Consider the following 20,027-nt stretch of genomic DNA (forward strand, 5'->3'; position numbering starts at 1 on the left):
AATTTAGAAACAACCTTGGGGATGTGCCATCTGATAAAATATTGAACGTAGTATAGGGGAGTTAAACTTGAAAGCAATGAACTAGGATGGCACGGTACCTGTGATCAAGGTATAAACATTGCTTAAGTCTTAGATCGGGCGTATATTAATGTTTATCCAAAATAGTAATATATTGATAGATGTACGATGTAAACATTTGTCTCCAGGGAGGTCGAAGCCGATGATAGCAACGAGGTTGAGTGAATTGGGAATTATCTTGCCACAGGCAAGCGCACCGGCAGCGAAGTATGCCAATGCGGTCATTGTAAATGGGTTGATGTACGTGTCAGGGAAAGGGCCGGATACAGTGGAGCGTGGCAAACTAGGGGAGGATTTTACGACCGAGCAGGGGTATGATTTTGCCCGGAATGCAGGGATCGAAGTGCTCGCCGTTGTCCAGGATGTGCTGGGTTCACTGGATCGGGTGAAACGTGTGATCAAGGTTCAGGGCTTCATTAATGCTTCTGCTTCCTATCAGGAACATCACAAAGTTTTGAACGGGTTTTCGGATCTAATGCTGGACGTATTTGGGGAGAAGGGCGTGCACGCACGGTCGGTTTTTGGAGCTGTCTCCGTACGGGATAACCTGCCGCTTATTGTGGATTCCATATTCCAGGTAGAGGAGTAGGGAGCATGGCTAACACCAATCCAATGAATCCGATTATGCTGTCCTTTCCTGAGAGCTTCAATACAACCCGTCTCACGATTCGAGCTCCGGAGTGGGGAGATGGGGCGGAAGTTAACGATGCCATTCGCGAAAGTGTGGAGCAGCTGCGTCCGTGGCTGCCCTTTGCCGAAAATATACCTTCGTTAGAAGAATCCGAAGCGCATGTTCGCAAAGCCAGATTGCAATTTTTGGAGCGAACCGATATGGTTCTCCATTTGCGAGATAGACATACCAATGAATTTGTAGGCAGCAGCGGTCTGCATCGCATCGATTGGAATGCACGCTGTTTCGAGATTGGCTATTGGATCAGAACATTGCGGACCGGTGAAGGACTGATGACGGAAGCTGTGCAAGGGATTGAGCAGTTCGCAATTCAATATCTGGATGCGAATCGATTGGAGATTCGCTGTGATTCGCGTAATATACGAAGTGCCAAAGTGGCTGAGCGCGCAGGATTTACTCTTGAAGGCATACTGCGAAGTGTGCGTCGTGACCGTGCAGGTACGCTGGTAGATGTCATGGTGTTTAGTAAAATCAGAGGCAAAGAATTCGAATAACAGATGGGTGGGGGCTCAGTTATGAAGCTTATTGGTCAGGGAAGAACCGCAGACATCTATGCTTATCCGTCCAATCAGATTATGAAATTGTACAAAAGTGACTTTTCGTTTGAAGCTGTCCAGAATGAATTCAGAATTACGCAAATTCTATATGACAAGGGATTGCCCGTGCCACAGGCCAGGGTAATTATAGATGAGGCGAATCGTCAAGGAATCGTGTTTGAACGAATTGAAGGTCATACGATGTTTTCAATGATGTTTGGACAGCCCCTAAGACTTCAGGAGCTTGTACATCAACTGGCTGTCTGCCATGTGGAGCTTCATTCCCAAAGTGACGATCAAGGAGTTCTTCCTTCACAGAAGCAGATCTTGTCAGGCGCAATTCGAAGAACACAGCTATTGTCCGAAGAGGATAAGACACGCATACTGGTTTACCTGTCAAGTCTCCCGGAACGAACACAGATCTGTCACGGTGATTATCATCCCGATAATGTCATGGTGAACGAGATGAAAGACAGCTGCTATGTGATCGATTGGATGACGGGCATGTCGGGCGATCCTGCAGGTGATGTGGCACGCAGCTGGGTCATATTAAAAAGCGCATCGTTACCGGAGGATGCGGATCCGGAGATTCGATTGGGATTTGAAAGGTCTCGTGATACGATTGTGGATGGGTACACCAACCATTATATGCACCTTACTGGCTTAACCTGGAAGGAGATCGAATCATGGATTCTGCCTGTTGCTGCTGCACGTCTGGAAGAGTGTTTGCCAGGCAATGAAGCAGAAGAAGTGCTGAAATTTGTCCAGGAGCAACTGAATCAATTGAACGTATAAATTGAACTAAAATAACGAGGTGAATGTCAACATGCTGCACTCATTAGAAGCCATACATTCCTACAGAAGAGGCAACATCCCAGAGGCGGGGCAGCATTCATGGCTGCAGCTGCTGGCAGCAGCCGAGCAACCCATTATTAATCTGGAACGTATTCATTCCATTGCTGAACTTGAAGGGACCAATCCCGTTCTGGACTACGTGGAGCGGAGTTTGCGCGTACTGGATCAGCTGAATGTTTCCTTTTGGGTACGTGAGTTGGTAGAGGAAGTGCTGGTCTGGTCGGAGACAGCCAAAGCCGGTTCCCTGAAACAAAGAAAGGTTTGGCAGCGCGCAGGGATAAATCTGTTCGTACATAATATTGGATCCGCACAGTTATACAGTCAGTACGTTATTCATCGGAAGACAGGAAGCATGGACGAAGGCCAAAATAATACGGTTGATCAAGCACCCGAATTATATGCTGATCGGGAGAACACCATAATGCCGAGGCAGCACATGATCCGCACCTTAATTGCGACGCATGGTCTTATTGGTCAATACATACGAGGTGAGATCCCTTTTGCAGAGAATGCTCCGCTGCATTCCTTCATAACGCAAGGCTGGCTGACAGCCGAGGAATTGCAGACCATCCTAATGGCGCTCAATGAATGCATTATTGCTGGTGTTGATCCGATGCTGTGGAGACAGGTCGAATCAGAAGTAAAGCGAATTGTAGGGTGGATCATTAGTGAGCCGGATCATGCAGACTGGCCGTTGAAGGAACGACTATCCCGTCTGAGGAGTTTATCCATTCGTGAAGGAGAGTCCATGGATGAGGCTTATGCCAACCTGCAGACAGAGCTTGATATAGAAAAGGTGCTGGCACCGCTGTCTCATCTCACATTGTGGTACGTGGAATCCGCATTGCGTGATTTTTCTTTGCAGGAAATGGTCAAAGTTTTCCTTCTCTCCCTGCACAGTAAGGACATGGCTACCTCAGCACCGGAGGCAGATGAAGTACGCCATATCAGCTTCGAACCGTTAATGAATACGATGTATTACGATTATAAAGGCGTCAAGAAGCTGAACATCTACAAAAAACGAATGATTGAGAAGTACCTGGAACAATGGTCCTGGAAACAGATTGAAGAGGGACAGTCGGTCACTTATCCCCACTTGACCCATCGCGCCTTACGTCATCCTGATTTGACGGATACGGTTTTTGTGACTTTTGAGTTTTCTCCTGCGGCCGAGAAGCTGATTGCGTTTTGTATTGAAGCCGAGAAATCTCCATTATACGAGAAGGCTGTATTGTTGCTATTCGATTTGTTCGGACTGCGGCGGGATGCGTATGACCGGTTTCATAATGAAGAAACATATCTGGCGGACATGAACAGCTCGGGTGATTATAAAAAAGTGCTGCTGGACTACATCGTTGGCAAACGTGTCCTGGATATTGGTCCTGGCGGGGGCGTGCTGCTTGATCTCATTGAGCAGGAGAAACCGGATGCGGAGCCGATCGGCATTGATATATCTACCAATGTCATCGAAGCGCTGGAGCGCAAAAAGCAGCGGGAAGGTCACAGCTGGCAGGTGATGAAAGGGGATGCTTTGCAGCTGGATCAATACGTGCAGCCAGGCACGGTGGATACGGTCATTTTTTCATCTATTCTGCATGAGTTATACTCCTATATTGAGCGAGACGGACGGAGATTTAACACGGACACGGTTGTCGCAGCACTGAAGAGTTCGTTTCACGTACTGTCGCCGGGTGGAAGGATCTTGATCAGGGATGGCATTATGACAGAACCTGAAGATCAGAAAAGGCGGATTCGCTTTTTGGAACCGGAAGGGATGCGCTGGTTGGAACGATATGCTCAGGACTTCCAGGGTCGTGAGATTACATTCGAACGGGCTGCTGAAAATGAAGCTGTTCTCAACATCAACGATGCGATGGAATTTCTGTACACATATACATGGGGCGAAGAAGCATATGTTCACGAGATCCAGGAACAGTTTGGCATCTTTACCCCATCTACCTATGAAAATTGTATTCGCGAAGCACTTGGTGAGCAGGCCGAGATCATTCGGCTGGAGCATTTTCTTCAGGAAGGGTATAACGAGGCACTTGCAGAACGCATTGTGTTCATGAAGGAAGACGGTCAGCCAACACCTTTGCCAGACAGCACCTGCCTGATTGTTATTGAGAAGAAGAAAGGGATGGCGGGCAGATGAGGAATGAGGCCACAACGGTTTTATACTTTGTTCGGCATGCGGAGTCAGCTTATGTGGAAGGGCAGGAACGAGAGCGGGGACTCACGGAACAGGGGAAGCGGGATGCGGCGGCAGTTGCAACTCTGCTCCGTGAGGAGCGAATTCAATGCTTTTATTCCAGTCCTTACAAGCGGGCAGTGGATACGATTCAGGAACTGGCTGAAGGAGCGGGTGCATTCGTGGTGACAGAGGAAGATTTGCGAGAACGTAAGCTATCTGATGAGACGGTGAAGCATGCCGATTTTCGTGAAGCCAAACAACGATTATACCTTGATCCTTCCTATGCATACCCGGGAGGAGAGTCAGGTGAACAGGCATGCTCACGAGCTGTACCTGTAATTGAGCGAATTCTGGATACACACGCTGGACAAAAAGTGGCGATTGGGACACATGGGGATGTGATGACCCTTATTTTTCAGCATTTTGATCCTTCCTACGGTTACGATTTCTGGGTGAGCACAACGATGCCGGATATTTATAAATTGGAGTTCGATAAGGAACATAATTTGGTGCAGGTCACCCGTCTGTGGCAAGAGTCAAATTAATTCTAATCCGTAGATCCTCAAGGAGGTTACAGCATGGATGAAATGACAAATATCAATGATTTGAGCCCTGATCCAGCCATGACGCCGGTAGTAGGTCTGCTGCATGCCATGGTAGATTACAATGATGAGAGATTAATTCGACTCGTGAAAGACATGAGTGCGGAGGAATTGCAGTTCAAAGGACCTGCACATGATGTAAACAGCACAGCCCAGCTGTTAAGACACATCAGTGTTGTGTTGCTTCACTGGGTATTTCGCTTACAGTCTCAAGAAGTGCCTGCTGGCTATACGGAGAAATATGGACCGATGTTTGACGCAGATGGAAAGTTACCTTTGATACCGGACTTGACGATACAAACCTGGCTGCAAGAGCATTCTTCCATTCGGGAAATGTTCAGAAGTGTATGCCTGTCTTTGCAAGATCATGATCTGGAACGGGTGGTTCCTTATGAAAATGGAGAAGGTGCAGTGATTCGCTGGAGTCTGTTCCATATTGCGGACCATTGCCGACACCACTATGCTCACATCGTCTACCTGAGACGTACATATTCCGAACAGTTCAAGGGGTAGGTACTTATGGAAATCAAGTTTTATCCCGACCGGTATGTTGTGGACGACCTGTATGTGCCCGAGCTGCACGAGCGCTTGTACTGCATATTTGATCTCGAAGGGACAGGGATTCATCCCGAGCAAGAGAGCATTACCCAATTCGGTGCAATGGATTACAAACGCGGACAGACAAGGAATTCAACATTCTCTTCCTTCTCACGTGCCAGTAAACCGATACCGAATGCTGTAGCCAAGTTAACGGGCATATCGAATGAGGATATGATCACAGCTCCTGCTTTTACAGAAGCATTTCATGCATTCTCCAGCTTTGTGGGGGACAAGATTCTCGTAACACATGCAGGGTATGAATATGATCTGCCTATACTGAAGCGCCACTGCGAGCAATTGGGCGTGTCGATGTTTACCAATAAGGTGCTGGATACGAAAGCGATGTTCACGTATATTCATCCTGAAGTGCGTGAGGTTATATCTACGGATTTTCTGATTCAGTATTATAACATCAATACAGTCGGCATTCGAAGACATGATGCCTTGGCGGATTGCGGCATTATTGCTCGCATACTGGGTCAACTTCTTCAGGAGTATGATGAGAGGGGCTTGGATCACTTCACTGCAGATCCTACTCGCTTCGTGCGAAGATTTGAGATACCTGAGATGTACAAGATCACACCAAATGGAGGAATGCCGAAATGAGCAGAACAGCGGCGGAGAAGCTCCTGAACGATTTGAATGATGGCAAGCTGATCACAGATCAGAAGTTTAAGAAAATCCCGAATTGGCCGGTTATGTGAGTGATGATAACGGACTGATTGTGGCTGGATTACTGCAGGGTGAAGTCCACAGTACTTTTCTGGGACAACTGCTTGCTAGTTATCATAACGGGAAATTGCCTCTGCGATAGCAGAGGCAAGATAACCCCCGTGCTTCTTGTTTGTATAAAAAAATGAATTCAAATGTGTATTGTGAGTCTGGTAAGGCGTAAGGTACAATTCACCTTAGAACTTAATTGAGAATGATAATCATTATATATTTACATTCTCTTTTATACAGCTGATTACATAGGGGTGAAGAGTAGCATGGCAAGTTGGAGTAACAGTATTAAAGGTTGGGGAATCGCAGTTCTGGTTACGGTAGTGCTTATCACGGGATGTAGTGCTAATTCCGGAACACAGGAAGGGAAGGCTCAGACACCGGTAACTGAGAATGCTGCTTCTGGCGACATTGCATCTGAAACAAACAAAGAGACGGAGACACGTGTGGTACAGGATGAATTCGGAGATGTAACGATTCCGGTTCATCCGCAGCGCATTGCTGGTATCTATGTGGAAGATTACCTGAAGGCTCTGGATATCACACCTGTAGTGCAGTGGTATAATCCGATGTGGGGCGTACAGGAATATTTGGATCTGGATGTGCCTCAATTTGACACCACAGGCAGCATTGAAGCGTTATTGCAATATGATCCGGATCTCATCATAGTGGATGGCGGAGTGGACATGGAGAAATATGAGATGTATTCAAAGGTGGCACCGACGTACCGCCTGCCAGAAGACATTTTGCAGGATTCCAATCAGATTTTGACGACCATTGCCGATGTGGTAGGTAAACCGGACAAGGGTAAAGAAGTTGTTTCGGCATATGAGGCCAAGATTGCAGACGCCAAGGCGAAGCTTAAGGAAGCAGTCGGGGGTGAGACTGTAGCTGTTGTCCGACTGAATATCAGCGATAATACACTGGCATTATTCGGTATTAAAAATCGGTTTACCGGATTTATTTATTCGGAGCTTGGTTTAACGCCGCATCCACTGGTCAGCAAGATGGAAGAATATCAGGAAATCCTTTCTGAAGAGGGTATTCCAGAGCTTGATGCGGATCATATTATTGTATTTCCATCCAATGGAGACTGGTCTTCCCCCGAGAACAAGGAAGCTTTGAAGGTGCTGGATAGCAAGTTGTGGAAATCCCTTCCTGCAGTCAAAAACAACCAGGTGTACATGATGGAAAGGTCGTATTGGCAATCAGGTGCGATAACGGCGAATTCGATGAAGATTGATGACCTCTTACAAAAAATGACGCCTTAGTGAAATCTTTATGTATGCAATCATGAAAGCTCTTCAGCCAGGGTTGAAGAGCTTTCTTTTTTCGTTTACACTGTTTATAAATGATAACTATTCTCAATTAAGGACGATGACGATGTCACTTACAATAGAACAGATTCTTCCCAAGCCCTGGCTTTGTTCTCTTCAACATATTCAGTATGTGCAGTACCCTCTTTCAGAAACATCCATTAGAATAAATTACACGACGTCAAGTAACCATTCATTGTTCATTGTTACCCAGGGAGAGGGAGAACTGATGGCTCAAGATGTCATGTTCAAGTTAAGCAAAGGAATGATACTGTTTGTTCCCGCTGGAGTACCCATCTTACCTCTGCAAATTAAAACTTTCTCAGAAACAAAGTTGCATTATTATAGACTTGACCTGGTACCGGGTAAGGAAAGCAAGGATGCTTCATACGCTCAACTTGATAAGAAGAAACCTGCTCTTCAGCAACGAAAAGGAACCTTGGAAGCATCCATGCCTATAGAGTTGTCCTACAGCCCGTGGAGCTCCTGTCTGGAAGTATTGGATCAAATGCTGCGCCAACAGGAAACAAGTGATTGGCTAGAACAATGGGACATGCAGCTTCGCTTTCAGGAATGGTTCCGTGTGCTCCTTCAACAAAATGATCCGCGAAATACTTGCCAGGATCATCGATCCCTTTTACAACGGTCTATTCGCTATATCCGTGACCATTACAATCAACCTATTACGGTGGATGAACTGGCCGCGGATACTCGGCTCACCAGATCCAGTTATACTCGGCAATTCAAGGAGATGACCGGCAAGCTTCCTCTGGATTATGTGAATACGATTCGCCTGGAACGTTCCAAACAGCTTCTGCAGCTAACGGATGATCGGCTGCATGACATTGCTCAGAATGTTGGGTTCAGTAACGAATATTATTTCAGTCGTCGGTTTAAGCAATATGCAGGCATCTCACCGGGTGTATACAGACGTCATTATCGTCAGGAAGTGCGTGTATTTGCGCCGTATCTGGAGGATTTTGTGCTTGCGCTCGGTGTGGAGCCCGTACTTCAATCTGCTCACCATTCCTGGGGAAAACAGCGATATTTGGGATTGGATCATATACCAGAATTCGATGTGACCCGGCAGGATGCGATTTTCAATGAGAGCCATAAGCCTGACTTTATTTTGCTTAATGCTGGTCATACACGGTGGAATCTGGAACGTTTCAAGCATACTGTCCCTACTTTTTATGTGAATCACCAAGGAGAGGACTGGCGTTCCATTTTGAGATCGACTGCGGACGTGTTGGGAAAAGGGAGTCGTGTTTGGGATATTGTCGGTACTTATGAAGAAAAGGTGAGAGAGGCCAAGGATCTGTTAGCGCGGTGCACACATGGAAAAACGGTAGCCTTTTTGCGCATCTCAGCGACTCAAATTGTGTTGTACGGTGCACAGCAAGGTTATGTAGGACCTGTAATGTACGGAGACCTGGGCTTGACACCGCATCCTCTTGTACAGCAATGGACTAAGGAGGAGCGCAGAATCGACATTCAACCGGAACATTTGGCCCAGCTGCATGCCGATCATTTGTTCATTACATTTGATAATGTGGATTCTGTCATACCCGGGGAGGAGCGAAAGCTGCTGGACACGACAGAATGGAAGCAGCTGCCTGCCGTCAAGCGTGGCCATGTGTATGAGGTCGATTTTCTGAGCTGGATGAACTACGGTGTTATTTCCCATGGGAAAAAGATTGATGACATATTGCGGTTTATGGCTTGAGGATTGGACACATTGACGTAGATATTGGCGCTTTCGGATTTGCGGGAATATTGTGTTGAAAAGAACGAAAATCGATAGGGCAAATATAGTGAAGTTCTATGGTTGTAAAACAAACTAGGCGGCTGACTACTATTGTCAGTCGCCTAGTTTGTGTTAAAGACATTCATAAACCAAAGCTCTCATCTGGTTGAAGATCACAAGATCGTAACAAAGATACCTGCATTACATTACTCTTTTTCCATCACAGCGAAGTAGTTATTCTCATCATCTGCAAAGTTGAACACTCTTCCGCCCGGAATCGTAACCAGTTCACCAACCGTAACCTGCTTGCTGGACAAGTCCGAATAGAGCCGATTGAGGTCTTTTGTGAAAAACATAAGCGAAGGTGTACCCAGATTTAACTCAGGGGACATTTTGGCAATGAGTTCTTTGTCGTGCAGAATAAGAGTTGTCTCGGCACCTTCTTCAGGAGCAATCTCAATCCACCGCATGTCCCCGCTGTTTTCTTCGGAGACCACGTGGAAGCCTGCTTTTTCTGTCCAAAACTGAAGGGCTTTGTCCTGATCGTTTACGTACAACATGATTTGACCAACTTTGCTAAACAATGATAGTCACTCCTTTGTAATGTGATGATTCACCTAGCATGGGTATGCCTCGTCATTCTTGAGTTATTTCTGATGAGTCAAGCTATATACTACCATAAATTTCTTGCCATATCCGTTTACATTCCCAACACAAAATGCGCAAGCAAATGTCCTTGACTGCGGGTTTGCATCATACCATTAAAAAGAGGGCGATTCGCAACAAGCGAGTACCTCTAAGCATAGCCATGGAATGGCGGATGGGAGCGCTGTAATGACGACACGGGTAGTTCTGTTGGAAGAAGGCACGGCAGAGATGAAAGGACTAATGGGCAGTATAGGAGCCGGGCTTGCGGAGCTATGTCAAGCGGGTTGGCCTGTCCCGGCGGGATTCACCATTACAACGGAATACTGTCACGAGTTCCATACCCGTCCTGAACGATTTTACGGCGAAGGGTCGGAGGATGTAATCAAGGCAGTTTGGCAGCTGGAGCAGCATACAGGCAAAACCTTCGGCGATCCGGAGGCTCCGCTTTTGCTTGCTGTGCAAGCCAGTGACGTACTTCCCGAAGCTGCGAACTCCCTAGTGTTACTGCATGTAGGTTTAAATGACATCACGGTAGAAGGCTTTGCACGTCAAATCAACAATCGTCCCTATGCATTGAACTGTTACCGGATATTGCTGCAGAATTATGGCCGCTTGGTCCATGGAATTCCGTATGCAGTGTTTGAAGAACGATTGGGTAATATCACGAGCCTGGATGAAACGAAGCTTGAGTTTGCTATAGCCCAATATAAAGACGTCATCGAAGAATGGGGGCATCCACCTTTCCCTCAGGATGTGCAGCTTCAACTGCAAGGTGCCATTCGTGCTTTCGCCCGTATAGATTCAGGAAGGCAAAATCAAAACGTCAACACTGTTTCGGTAGAGCAGGGTACGCCGGTATTAATCCAAGTGTTGGTGAATGGAGAATATGGGGATCGCTGCGGAATGGGGACAATTTACTCGCGTCATCCGCTGACTGGGGTTAAAGGATTGTACGGGGACTACACTCCCTCTGCAGCTTCTGCATCTGATACTGAGGAACTGGAGCAGCTGAGGAATACGGAACCTGAATTGTATAAGATTCTGCTGCAAGTAAGCCTTGAGCTGGAGAGCCGGAGTACTGCTGTTCAGGAAATCCAATTTATCATTGAGTCGGGTAAGCTTTACCTTTTACATGCCCGGGACGCATGTCTGACTCCTGAATCAGCTCTAAAAACAATGGTAGATTTCGTCCACGAAGGTCTGCTGACCAGGCAAGAGGCGCTGCTGCGTGTGGAGCCCTCTCACGTATTCGAAGGGGCAAATCAATTTGCAGAATTAAAGAGAACTGCCGTGGTCAATAAACATCAACAATCATCTCCTTCACTTGAACTTCGACAGCTGCTCGAATGGGCAGATGATGTGAAAAATATAACCGTACTGGCAAATGCAAGCCACCCCCGTGACGCCGCGATAGCCCGTACGCTTGGGGCCGAGGGAATTGGTCTAAGTCGAACGGAACATATGCTGCTTTCCTCTTCACGGTTACCCTATGTACAAAAGATGGTGCTGGCGGAAACGGAGTATGAGCGCAAACGCGGCCTGGAACGTCTGCTGCCCATGCTGCAGTCCGATTTGGAGCAGATTTTCGAAGAAATGGACGGATATCCGGTAACCATACGGCTGTTTGACTCCCTGTTGGATGAACTTCTTCCGGATGTGGAAGCGTTAGAGGAACGTCGGAATTCCTTGCGGGCAGGCAATGAAGGGGGAAATGAAACCAGTCTTGAGGAGCTGGATCGCATAATCCAGCGTGTTTACCGGTTGTATGAACAACATCCGATCAGTAGACAGCGTGGTTGTTGTCTTGGAACCGTTTTCCCGGAGATCTATGAAATGCAGATTGAAGCCATTTTTCGTGCGGCGCTCAAAAGCATTCGTCAAGGACTGTGGGTTCGCCCTGAGATTGTAGTGACTTCGAGAGGTCCAGGCAGCGAACTTCAGATGATCAGAGAGCTGATTGATGATGTGGCTGACCAGATTCTCGGGGAGGAAAGACGTCACTGCCACTACAGGGTAGGCTCCATGATCGAAGGTCCTCAAATGGCGTTGACTGTAGCCCACATCGTTAGGCATGCCGATTTCCTGTCCTTTGGGACTGAGATTCTGCATCTTGAAGGGGGGGAACAATTGCTGGAACGTGCTATTGTTCAGGCCCGCCTCCGCAAACCTCATTTAAAAGTGGGTCTTTGTGTGGAGGAAAGTATTGGTTTGGATATCCTGACTTATAGTCACCGCATGGGAATGGACTACGTAAGCTGTCCGCCTGAGCAGGTGGCCTACACAAGAATTGCTGCAGCACAAGCGTTACTTATGGCTCGGATGCAGGACAGAGACGTACAGAATGATGATATATCGACAACAGCTTAAGTTTATGAGCAAATAAGCTGGTTAGAGGAATTCGGGTCCGTTCATGGAATACAAATTGCAAAACTGTTATACTGAAATATGCGTTTTGTAAAATGAACGTAAAATTTCAGATAAGGGTTGAAAGCGACCATGTTAAATTCCAAAAATGAACGGACCTCCTCACGGACTTTATTTGCCGTCCTATTTATCCTTATGCTGCTGAAGCTGTCGCTTTTGCGGTATTTCTTTTTCCAAGGTTTGTCCGGGGTCGGTCTGGTAACCGATGCTTTGGGGGCTCTGACCGTGGTGTGCATACTGGATCTCATTGTGCCGAAGCGTTGGAAGCGGATCGTATATGGCGGGTTTAACCTGCTGTTCTCTCTCATTCTATTCGCGGCTACATTGTATAACGTGCATTTCAGTTCCGTACCGACATATACGGCACTCAGCGAACTCGGGCAGGTTGCACAGGTACGGGGAAGTATTGGACCACTGGTACGTCCTTCACATTTCTTGTTCTTTGCAGATATCATACTCGCACTTCCGGTTTGGCTCATTTTGCGCAGTCGACGTTCGAGTGGAAGGAATGGGAGTTACCGGGACAGCGGCTTGCATTTCGGAAAAATTCGCAGAAGATACTGGGGCAAGCTGGGCGTAGCCCTTACTGCTGCGTTTTGTATCGTTCTGTCAGGCAGTTTCATTGTCAAAGGCGAAACCATTGATAACGAACTGGTGCGGGCTGAAAATCTTGGGTTTCTGAATTATCAGGTATCTTCGGCCATTCTAACAAGCAAGGAAAACGAGGCCATTGCAAATGGCAATATTAATGAAACGATTGAGAAAATCAATCAATTGGTGAGCAAGTACCCTTACCAGGATCAAGCAAGTCAGGGATCGGAGATCAAGGCCAAATATTTTGGTCAGGCCAAAGGCAGCAATCTGATTGTGCTGCAATTGGAATCCTTTCAGAATTTTCCGATAAACGCTTCGCTGGATGGTCAGGTGTTAACACCGGTACTGAACGATTTAGCCAAGGAAAGCTATTATTTCTCTCATTTTTTCCAACAGATCGGACAGGGAAACACCTCGGATGCCGAGTTTATGTCCAATACGTCCATTTATCCAACCGGGGTTGTCCCGATGTCAGCCGGTTATAGTGACCGCGAGCTGCCAAGTCTTCCGAAGCTGCTTCGCAAGGAAGGTTATCAGTCAGAGACATTTCACGTCAATGACGTGACGTTCTGGAATCGGAACAAGATGTATCCTGCTCTTGGATTTGATCGATACTTCGACAAGCCGAGCTTCGAAAATGACCGTTTTAACGATTTCGGTCCATCGGATGAGGAATTGTATCGTGTAGGTGTGGAAAAGATGGCTGCGCATCAGGCTGCAAACCAGCCGTTCTATGCTCAGTTCATCACAGCATCGAGCCACTCACCGTTTACGGTGCCAGCGGATCGTGCCCGCATCACCATTCCTGCAACGATTACGAATACATTGCTGCATGACTATTTACAAGCGATTAATTACACCGATTATGCGGTCGGACAGCTGATTGACGAACTGAAAGCCAACGGGTTGTGGGATAATACAACACTTGTCATCTACGGGGATCACTTCGGATTGCCCGCAAATGACGAGATTACGGAGCAGATTCAGGCCAACCTGAATGTCCCGTATGATGGCAAAGTGAGTCGTTTTAACATTCCTCTCCTGATTCACACGCCAAAACAGGTAAAAGGTCAAGTGATCGAACAGCCTGGAGGCCAGCTTGATATTTTGCCGACGGTCATGAATCTGATGGGTGTTTCGTTAAAAGAAGAACAGTTCACCGCATTTGGTCATGATCTGCTGAATATGGATCATAATGCATTCGGTATCCGCTATTATTTGCCGACCGGCTCATTTGTGAACAATGACATCATGTTTATTCCGGGTGCAGGTTTTGAAGATGGAACAGCCTACTCGCTCAAAACGTATGAACCGGTTACCGATCTGGAACCGTATCGTTCGGATTATGAGCATGTGCTCAGCCTGATGAGGTTATCGGATGAGTACGTGAAGCTGCTGCCCAAACGAGCACCATAACGGAATGCAGGCTCTGATCAACAAGTAACGTCGCCAGCTGCTGCTCATGCTGGTGACGTTTTTTTGTATTCATAGTTTACGGATCCGTGTAAATAATGAGATAGGTGAAGTGCCCAGGTTCAATGCTCCATCCGGTAATCCTAAAATCAGGGTTTATTTTGAAACTGTAATTAATAATGTTACAATGGAATGAGCGAGGTTTTTAACATAATTTGCAGCCAACAACGCAGAAGACGAGAGGATGAATATAGATGAAACTTAGTGTACTCGAACACGGACATATCAATGAAGGACGCAGTGTGCAGGACACCCTCCATAAGACGGTGACCCTTGCGAAGCATGCCGATGAACTTGGGTACTCCCGGTTCTGGATGTCCGAGCATCATGGCGGCGGAGCGCTGTCCTTTTCCAGTCCGGAAGTGATGATTGCCCATGTAGCAGCTCATACGGATCGTATCCGGGTAGGCTCCGGCGGCGTGATGCTGCCGCACTACAGCGCCTATAAAGTCGCAGAGAACTTCCGTTTGCTTGAGGCGCTGCACCCAGGACGAATTGATCTCGGCATTGGCAGAGCACCAGGCGGCATGCCAATCGCGAGCCGGGCGCTGAATGAGGGCAAAGCATCGAATGTACAATTTTTCCCGCAGCAGATCGCTGATCTGGGCGGTTATTTCCACGAGCAGCTGCCAGAGGGTCACCGTTTTGCATCATTGGTGGCTGGACCATCCGTGCCGACTGTACCTGAAGTTTGGCTGCTGGGCTCAAGTTCAGAAGGTGCCCGTATTGCTGCAGCACAGGGAACGGCATATGCATTTGCACAATTCTTCGGTACACCTGGCGGAGAAGAAGCGATGAAGCATTATCGCAGACATTTTAAACCATCGATTCTGAATGACAAGCCTCATTCCATGATTGCCGTATCGGCTTTCTGTGCGGAGACGGAGGAAGAAGCGGCAGAACTGGCCCGCAGTAATGAACTGTTCTTTCTGCGTCTTGGCAGAGGATTGGAACAGAATTCCTTCCCTTCGCTGGAAACCGTGCATAATTATCCGTATACCGCCATGGAAATGGAACAGATTCGTCAGCGTCGCTCCTTCTCCATCGTGGGAACGCCTGATCAGGTGAAGGAGAAAATTACGGCCATGGCAGAACGTCACGAAGCCGATGAAGTCATCATTGCATCAGCGATTCACTCTTTTGAAGCACGTCTGCGCTCTTTTGGCCTGATCGCTGAAGCTTTTGGATTGAAGAAGGATTAACATCGGTTGAACGGGAATTTATATTTCTAAGGGGTTGGGGCCTCACTGTGCGGGGCTTCAACTGTATTCTTGTGTGAGCAGAAAGGAGAAATTCACATTCGCAGATGTATCATTAGTGATATTCATGGCTGTTATGATGAATTCAATGCGCTGCTTAATCAAGTGAATGTTGATCCCGGTCAGGACGAACTGATTTTGCTTGGGGATTATGTAGACAGGGGACCGAAGAGCCGGCAGGTAGTTGAACAGATTATGGAACTGCGACAAACGCAAGGTATAGTGGTTATCAAGGGCAATCATGATGCCATGATGGTCAAAGCGCTGATGAATGATGTTGAAGAGTACGACAGACACTGGATTCGCAATGGAGGACTGCAGACACTGGGCAGTTACGTGGAGGTCAGTTTTGACGAAGAACAGATCGATTGGACGGCCTATACGGAAGCCAAGCAGTGGATTCGTGCCCAGTATGAGCATCATCTTCGTTTTCTCGATGAACTTCCCCTGGTGTATGAAGTTCCTGGTTACATTTTTGTGCATGCAGGAGTTAATCCAGACGTGGAGGACTGGCGTAACCAGCCTGAGCGAGACTTTATGTGGATTCGGGAAGAATTCTACACAAGGCCAACTTCCATCACGGAGACGGTGATATTTGGACACACCCCTGTGAAGCATCTGCATGACCATGCAGACATCTGGTTTGATCCCAGTGGAGACAAGATCGGCATAGATGGCGGATGCGCGTATGGCGCTCAGTTGAACATGCTGGTGATTGGCGAGGATGGCAGCATACAAACGTTTCATGTGAAAAAGGGAGAGAGCGGTCAGGGTTCGGCAGATTAATATTTGCATTGCGTATCCAGGTTCCGTATGCTACTTTATAATTTTATAGTGGTGCTTGAATTTCAATACATATCACATCGAAGTCGAGGGGAATGAACCGAGTTTTGGCTATTTATAATCTGGATCAACTTCAGCATCACATCTTGCTCTGCAACGGCGGTACCTGCATGCGTAACGAAGGCGAGGAAGTTACTCAGGCTGTGCGGGACGAAATTATCAAGCAGCAGGCCGGTGGATTTATTCATACGACACGAACACGTTGTAATGGACGGTGCGATGATGCTTGTGTGACGATCGTATATCCTCAAGGGGATTGGTATGGCAACATGACACCCGAATCAGGCCGAGCGTTGGTACAGGCACTGTGTGAAGGGGAGAAGCTGGAGAGTCACCTGATTGCGAATGTTGCTCAAACGGCTTCCAAATAGGAAGTGCTTCCTTCCAAAACGCAGTGTGAAGAGGTGGATTTGAGAACGATTTTCACTTAATTCGCTGTAAAGGGATTGGAAGTAAGTCTTATAGACGCTATAATCAGTAAGGGTATGAATTAAAATATGTCTAATTAAATTTTTCTATACCGAATGAGGAGAGAGTTACACGATAACGGAGAGGGCAGATAAAAACCTGAAGAAGCCTAGCGTTCACCTTTATCACCGGATTTTTCCTTACAAAAAGGGATTGAAAAATCGGGCGATAACAGTGATCCGAAGGTAGTTCTGACGTCGAAGTGGTCTGTGTAACGTTGATTTTCCCATTCTGTATAAATCAGAATTGACGGAGGGCTATAAATATGGAAAAAGCGTTAATCTTCGGTCACAAAAATCCCGACACGGATACAATCTGTTCTGCGATTGCTTATGCAGATCTCAAAACCAAATTGGGTCAGGACGTTGAAGCTGTTCGTCTTGGTGAAGTGAACGGTGAGACCCAGTTTGCACTGGATCATTTCAAGGTTGAAGCACCACGTCTGATTAAAACTGCTGCGAATGAAGTTAACAAGGTCATCCTGGTTGACCACAATGAGCGTCAGCAAAGTGTAAGCGATATTGAAGAAGTGACTGTGGCTGAAGTTATTGACCACCATCGTATTGCCAACTTTGAAACAAGCCAGCCACTGTATTTCCGTGCAGAACCTGTAGGTTGTACAGCAACCATTTTGAATAAAATGTACAAAGAAAATGGCGTGGAAGTCAGCGCACCGATTGCAGGTCTGATGTTGTCCGCGATCATTTCCGATTCCCTGTTGTTCAAATCCCCGACTTGCACAGAGCAGGATGTAGCAGCAGCACGTGAGCTGGCTGCCATCGCAGGTGTGGATGCAGACAGCTACGGTCTGGAAATGCTGAAAGCCGGCGCGGACCTGAGCCAAAAAACAATTGCCGAACTGATCTCCCTGGATGCGAAAGAATTCGCTATGGGTCAAGCAAAAGTGGAAATTGCACAAGTGAACGCCGTTGACGTCAATGATGTACTTGTGAAACAACCTGAACTTGAAGCGGCAATTGAAGCGATTATTTCAAGTAAAGGTCTGGATCTGTTCGTATTTGTCGTAACTGACATCCTGAACAATGATTCCGTCGCGCTGGCTTACGGTGAGTCAACCAAAGCAGTCGAAAAAGCATATAACGTAACTCTTTCCGATAGCAGAGCACTGCTGAAAGGCGTCGTGTCTCGGAAATCGCAAATTGTGCCGGTTCTGACTGAAGCATTCAACAACCTGTAATTTAAGATCTCGTACTTGAATGCAGCGTTTATCTTATCCAAGCCTGCTCTGATCTGTCATAGGTCAGGACAGGCTTTTGCTGTAAAGGAGAAATTCACCATGATTAAAAATGAAAAGATTAAAGCATCCGAAATCCAGCTGACCGGCCTGAACGGCGAGGATCTGGGCATTATGTCTACGAAAGAGGCACTGGCTCTTGCCAAACAGCATAAAGTTGATCTGGTATGCCTGTCTCTGATGACAAGTCCGCCGCCCTGCAAACTAATCAGTGCCGGAGCAGCCAAACAGGAAGCGCAGCAGGAGAAGAAAAAAACCGGCAAATCCCCAGATAAACGCAAAGTAAAGGAAATTCGTCTTAACCTGCAGATGGAAGACCATGACCGGGACACGAAACAATCTCAGGCAGAACGCATCTTGAAAAAAGGTGACTCGGTTAAACTGGTCATACAGGTGCGCGGAAGCAAAGAAGGTACCGCCGGTAAGGAATGGGCTGAGCAGTTATGCAAGTCACTATCTGAATACGGCAGTAAGACAACTGGTGTCCAAGTGAGTGGTAAACAAGTTGTTGTCCAGTTGGACCCGCACGAATAGCATTATATTTTCCCATAAGAAGAAGCCCAATGAAAAAGCAGAGGATCTGTTATTTCATCGGGCTCTTTTTATGCTATGGCAGAAATATGAAACGCATTTCTCTCACGTTCCCATGAGATCCACATCATGTTCGCAAATACCGGCTGCCGCCAACACGCACATATAACTGTCCGGGCAAAACAGGCGTAGAACCTGCGGGTATGTTTATATCACTATTTTCGGCAAAGCGGGACAGATAATAAAAATCGGGATAAATAACGTTGTCCATTAAGTAGGCCGTAACTCTGCTGCCTGGCGTGCGGAATTGATTCAGTGTACGAATGATCTGTCCTCCTGAGGCAATGCCTATCCCATGACCGTAATACAGATCTTCACGGAGCATGATGGTGTTTTCCCCCTGCCATTCTGGTGTTTCGGAAGAGACATCCGGGTTTTTAAAATAGAGCACATCTCCGGGAAGTGCGGTATGGCTGCCGTTTTTCTCGGTTAGGCGAAGGTCACTGTCATAATGCCAATCATAGAGCAGCAAGTTGCGAAAGAGTGAATTGAAGGCCTCTTCACGGATACTGCCGAGCACGCCTCCATAAAGTACAATGACTGTAGCGGTTGCGCATTCAAATGCATACAAGGAACCATTCTTCCAAATATCCCGGATTCCATCTGCCGGAGTTACATTCGGTTTAAGCTCGAAACCTCCTTCATTATTGAGATTCCAGTATGCGGGATTACACCGGGATTTTTCAAATGAAGCAAAGCTGACGCCGCTGGCATCTAGCCCCTCAGCCGCTTCAACCAGGGAGGCCCGAAGTTTCCATTCAAATTGAAGGTGATCCATGGACTGATAGGAATATAGGGTGGGTCTGTTCTGCAGCTGCTGCAACCAGTGCCATTCAAAGGAAGACCAGTGGGTAGGTACTAAATCAAGCGGTTGATTGGTGACGATGATCATACATTACAACCTCCGTTTCGTTGGATATACAGGCTTGTGCAAATGGTTGACCACGAGTATCTTAAGGATATAAACGACGACAAATAACCGGATGAGTTTGCCTGCCATGCAGTAGGGATGAAACTTCGAAATAAAATGTCGATTCATGCAAAAGATTCATAGGATATCGTTTAATTATCATCCCATTCGGGGTACTACTCTATAGATGAAGTTATGTACAGCTCAGCCTGTTAATTAC

Annotated in this window: 18 protein-coding genes; 16 read left to right on the forward strand and 2 right to left on the reverse strand. The window is 47.0% G+C overall.

Annotated elements, in window-relative coordinates:
- The first annotated feature begins 220 nt into the window (after positions 1-220).
- The 9 genes from AAIH57_RS01915 to AAIH57_RS01955 all read left to right on the forward strand — a co-directional run bounded on the left by AAIH57_RS01915 (position 221) and on the right by AAIH57_RS01955 (position 9,321).
- On the forward strand, positions 221-667 hold the full coding sequence (locus AAIH57_RS01915; protein ID WP_430020351.1) for a RidA family protein: 447 nt from the start codon (positions 221-223) through the stop codon (positions 665-667).
- A gap of 23 nt (positions 668-690) precedes the next feature.
- Positions 691-1,263, forward strand: coding sequence for a GNAT family N-acetyltransferase (locus AAIH57_RS01920; protein ID WP_430021309.1), 573 nt, complete (start codon positions 691-693; stop codon positions 1,261-1,263).
- A 21-nt stretch (positions 1,264-1,284) separates the two neighbouring features.
- Positions 1,285-2,100, forward strand: coding sequence for an aminoglycoside phosphotransferase family protein (locus AAIH57_RS01925; protein ID WP_175396229.1), 816 nt, complete (start codon positions 1,285-1,287; stop codon positions 2,098-2,100).
- 31 nt (positions 2,101-2,131) lie between these two features.
- A complete protein-coding gene (locus tag AAIH57_RS01930; protein ID WP_430020352.1) occupies positions 2,132-4,315 on the forward strand; it encodes a class I SAM-dependent methyltransferase in 2,184 nt (727 codons plus the stop codon).
- Complete coding sequence (locus tag AAIH57_RS01935; protein ID WP_430020353.1) at positions 4,312-4,899, forward strand: histidine phosphatase family protein; 588 nt, start codon at positions 4,312-4,314, stop codon at positions 4,897-4,899. The genes AAIH57_RS01930 and AAIH57_RS01935 overlap by 4 nt, the downstream gene beginning before the upstream one ends.
- 33 nt (positions 4,900-4,932) lie before the next feature.
- Positions 4,933-5,469, forward strand: coding sequence for a DinB family protein (locus AAIH57_RS01940; RefSeq protein WP_430020354.1), 537 nt, complete (start codon positions 4,933-4,935; stop codon positions 5,467-5,469).
- Between the two features lie 6 nt (positions 5,470-5,475).
- Positions 5,476-6,162, forward strand: a complete 687-nt coding sequence (locus AAIH57_RS01945; protein ID WP_430020355.1) for a 3'-5' exonuclease — start codon at positions 5,476-5,478, stop codon at positions 6,160-6,162.
- Positions 6,163-6,545: 383 nt separating this feature from the next.
- Entirely contained in the window at positions 6,546-7,550 is a 1,005-nt protein-coding gene (locus tag AAIH57_RS01950; protein WP_430020356.1) for an ABC transporter substrate-binding protein, read from the forward strand.
- Positions 7,551-7,824: 274 nt separating this feature from the next.
- Positions 7,825-9,321: a helix-turn-helix domain-containing protein gene (locus AAIH57_RS01955; RefSeq protein ID WP_430020357.1), complete on the forward strand. Its 1,497-nt coding sequence runs from the start codon at positions 7,825-7,827 to the stop codon at positions 9,319-9,321.
- Between the two features lie 227 nt (positions 9,322-9,548).
- On the opposite strand, the gene AAIH57_RS01960 is transcribed toward AAIH57_RS01955, so the two are convergent.
- Complete coding sequence (locus AAIH57_RS01960; RefSeq protein WP_430020358.1) at positions 9,549-9,926, reverse strand: VOC family protein; 378 nt, start codon at positions 9,924-9,926, stop codon at positions 9,549-9,551.
- A gap of 250 nt (positions 9,927-10,176) precedes the next feature.
- Here AAIH57_RS01960 and AAIH57_RS01965 point away from each other — a divergent pair, with 250 nt between their 5' ends.
- The 7 genes from AAIH57_RS01965 (at position 10,177) to infC (ending at position 18,840) form a co-directional block, all read left to right on the forward strand.
- Entirely contained in the window at positions 10,177-12,357 is a 2,181-nt protein-coding gene (locus tag AAIH57_RS01965; protein WP_430020359.1) for a putative PEP-binding protein, read from the forward strand.
- A gap of 129 nt (positions 12,358-12,486) precedes the next feature.
- Positions 12,487-14,424, forward strand: coding sequence for an LTA synthase family protein (locus AAIH57_RS01970; protein ID WP_430020360.1), 1,938 nt, complete (start codon positions 12,487-12,489; stop codon positions 14,422-14,424).
- Between the two features lie 251 nt (positions 14,425-14,675).
- Positions 14,676-15,683, forward strand: a complete 1,008-nt coding sequence (locus AAIH57_RS01975) for an LLM class flavin-dependent oxidoreductase (RefSeq protein ID WP_430020361.1) — start codon at positions 14,676-14,678, stop codon at positions 15,681-15,683.
- 69 nt (positions 15,684-15,752) lie between these two features.
- Entirely contained in the window at positions 15,753-16,526 is a 774-nt protein-coding gene (locus tag AAIH57_RS01980; RefSeq protein WP_430020362.1) for a metallophosphoesterase family protein, read from the forward strand.
- Positions 16,527-16,630: 104 nt separating this feature from the next.
- Complete coding sequence (locus AAIH57_RS01985) at positions 16,631-16,954, forward strand: (2Fe-2S) ferredoxin domain-containing protein (RefSeq protein ID WP_430020363.1); 324 nt, start codon at positions 16,631-16,633, stop codon at positions 16,952-16,954.
- Positions 16,955-17,316: 362 nt separating this feature from the next.
- Positions 17,317-18,249, forward strand: coding sequence for a manganese-dependent inorganic pyrophosphatase (locus tag AAIH57_RS01990; protein WP_175396239.1), 933 nt, complete (start codon positions 17,317-17,319; stop codon positions 18,247-18,249).
- 99 nt (positions 18,250-18,348) lie between these two features.
- Entirely contained in the window at positions 18,349-18,840 is a 492-nt protein-coding gene (gene infC, locus AAIH57_RS01995) for a translation initiation factor IF-3 (RefSeq protein ID WP_430020364.1), read from the forward strand.
- Between the two features lie 124 nt (positions 18,841-18,964).
- Here infC and AAIH57_RS02000 read toward each other — a convergent pair whose 3' ends face one another.
- Positions 18,965-19,789 carry a protein-glutamine gamma-glutamyltransferase gene (locus tag AAIH57_RS02000; RefSeq protein ID WP_430020365.1) on the reverse strand — a complete coding sequence of 275 codons (825 nt, stop codon included), beginning with the start codon at positions 19,787-19,789 and terminating at the stop codon, positions 18,965-18,967.
- Positions 19,790-20,027: the final 238 nt, after the last annotated feature.

The organism is Paenibacillus sp. MABNR03, assembly GCF_050455445.1.
GTDB lineage: Bacteria > Bacillota > Bacilli > Paenibacillales > Paenibacillaceae > Paenibacillus > Paenibacillus xylanilyticus.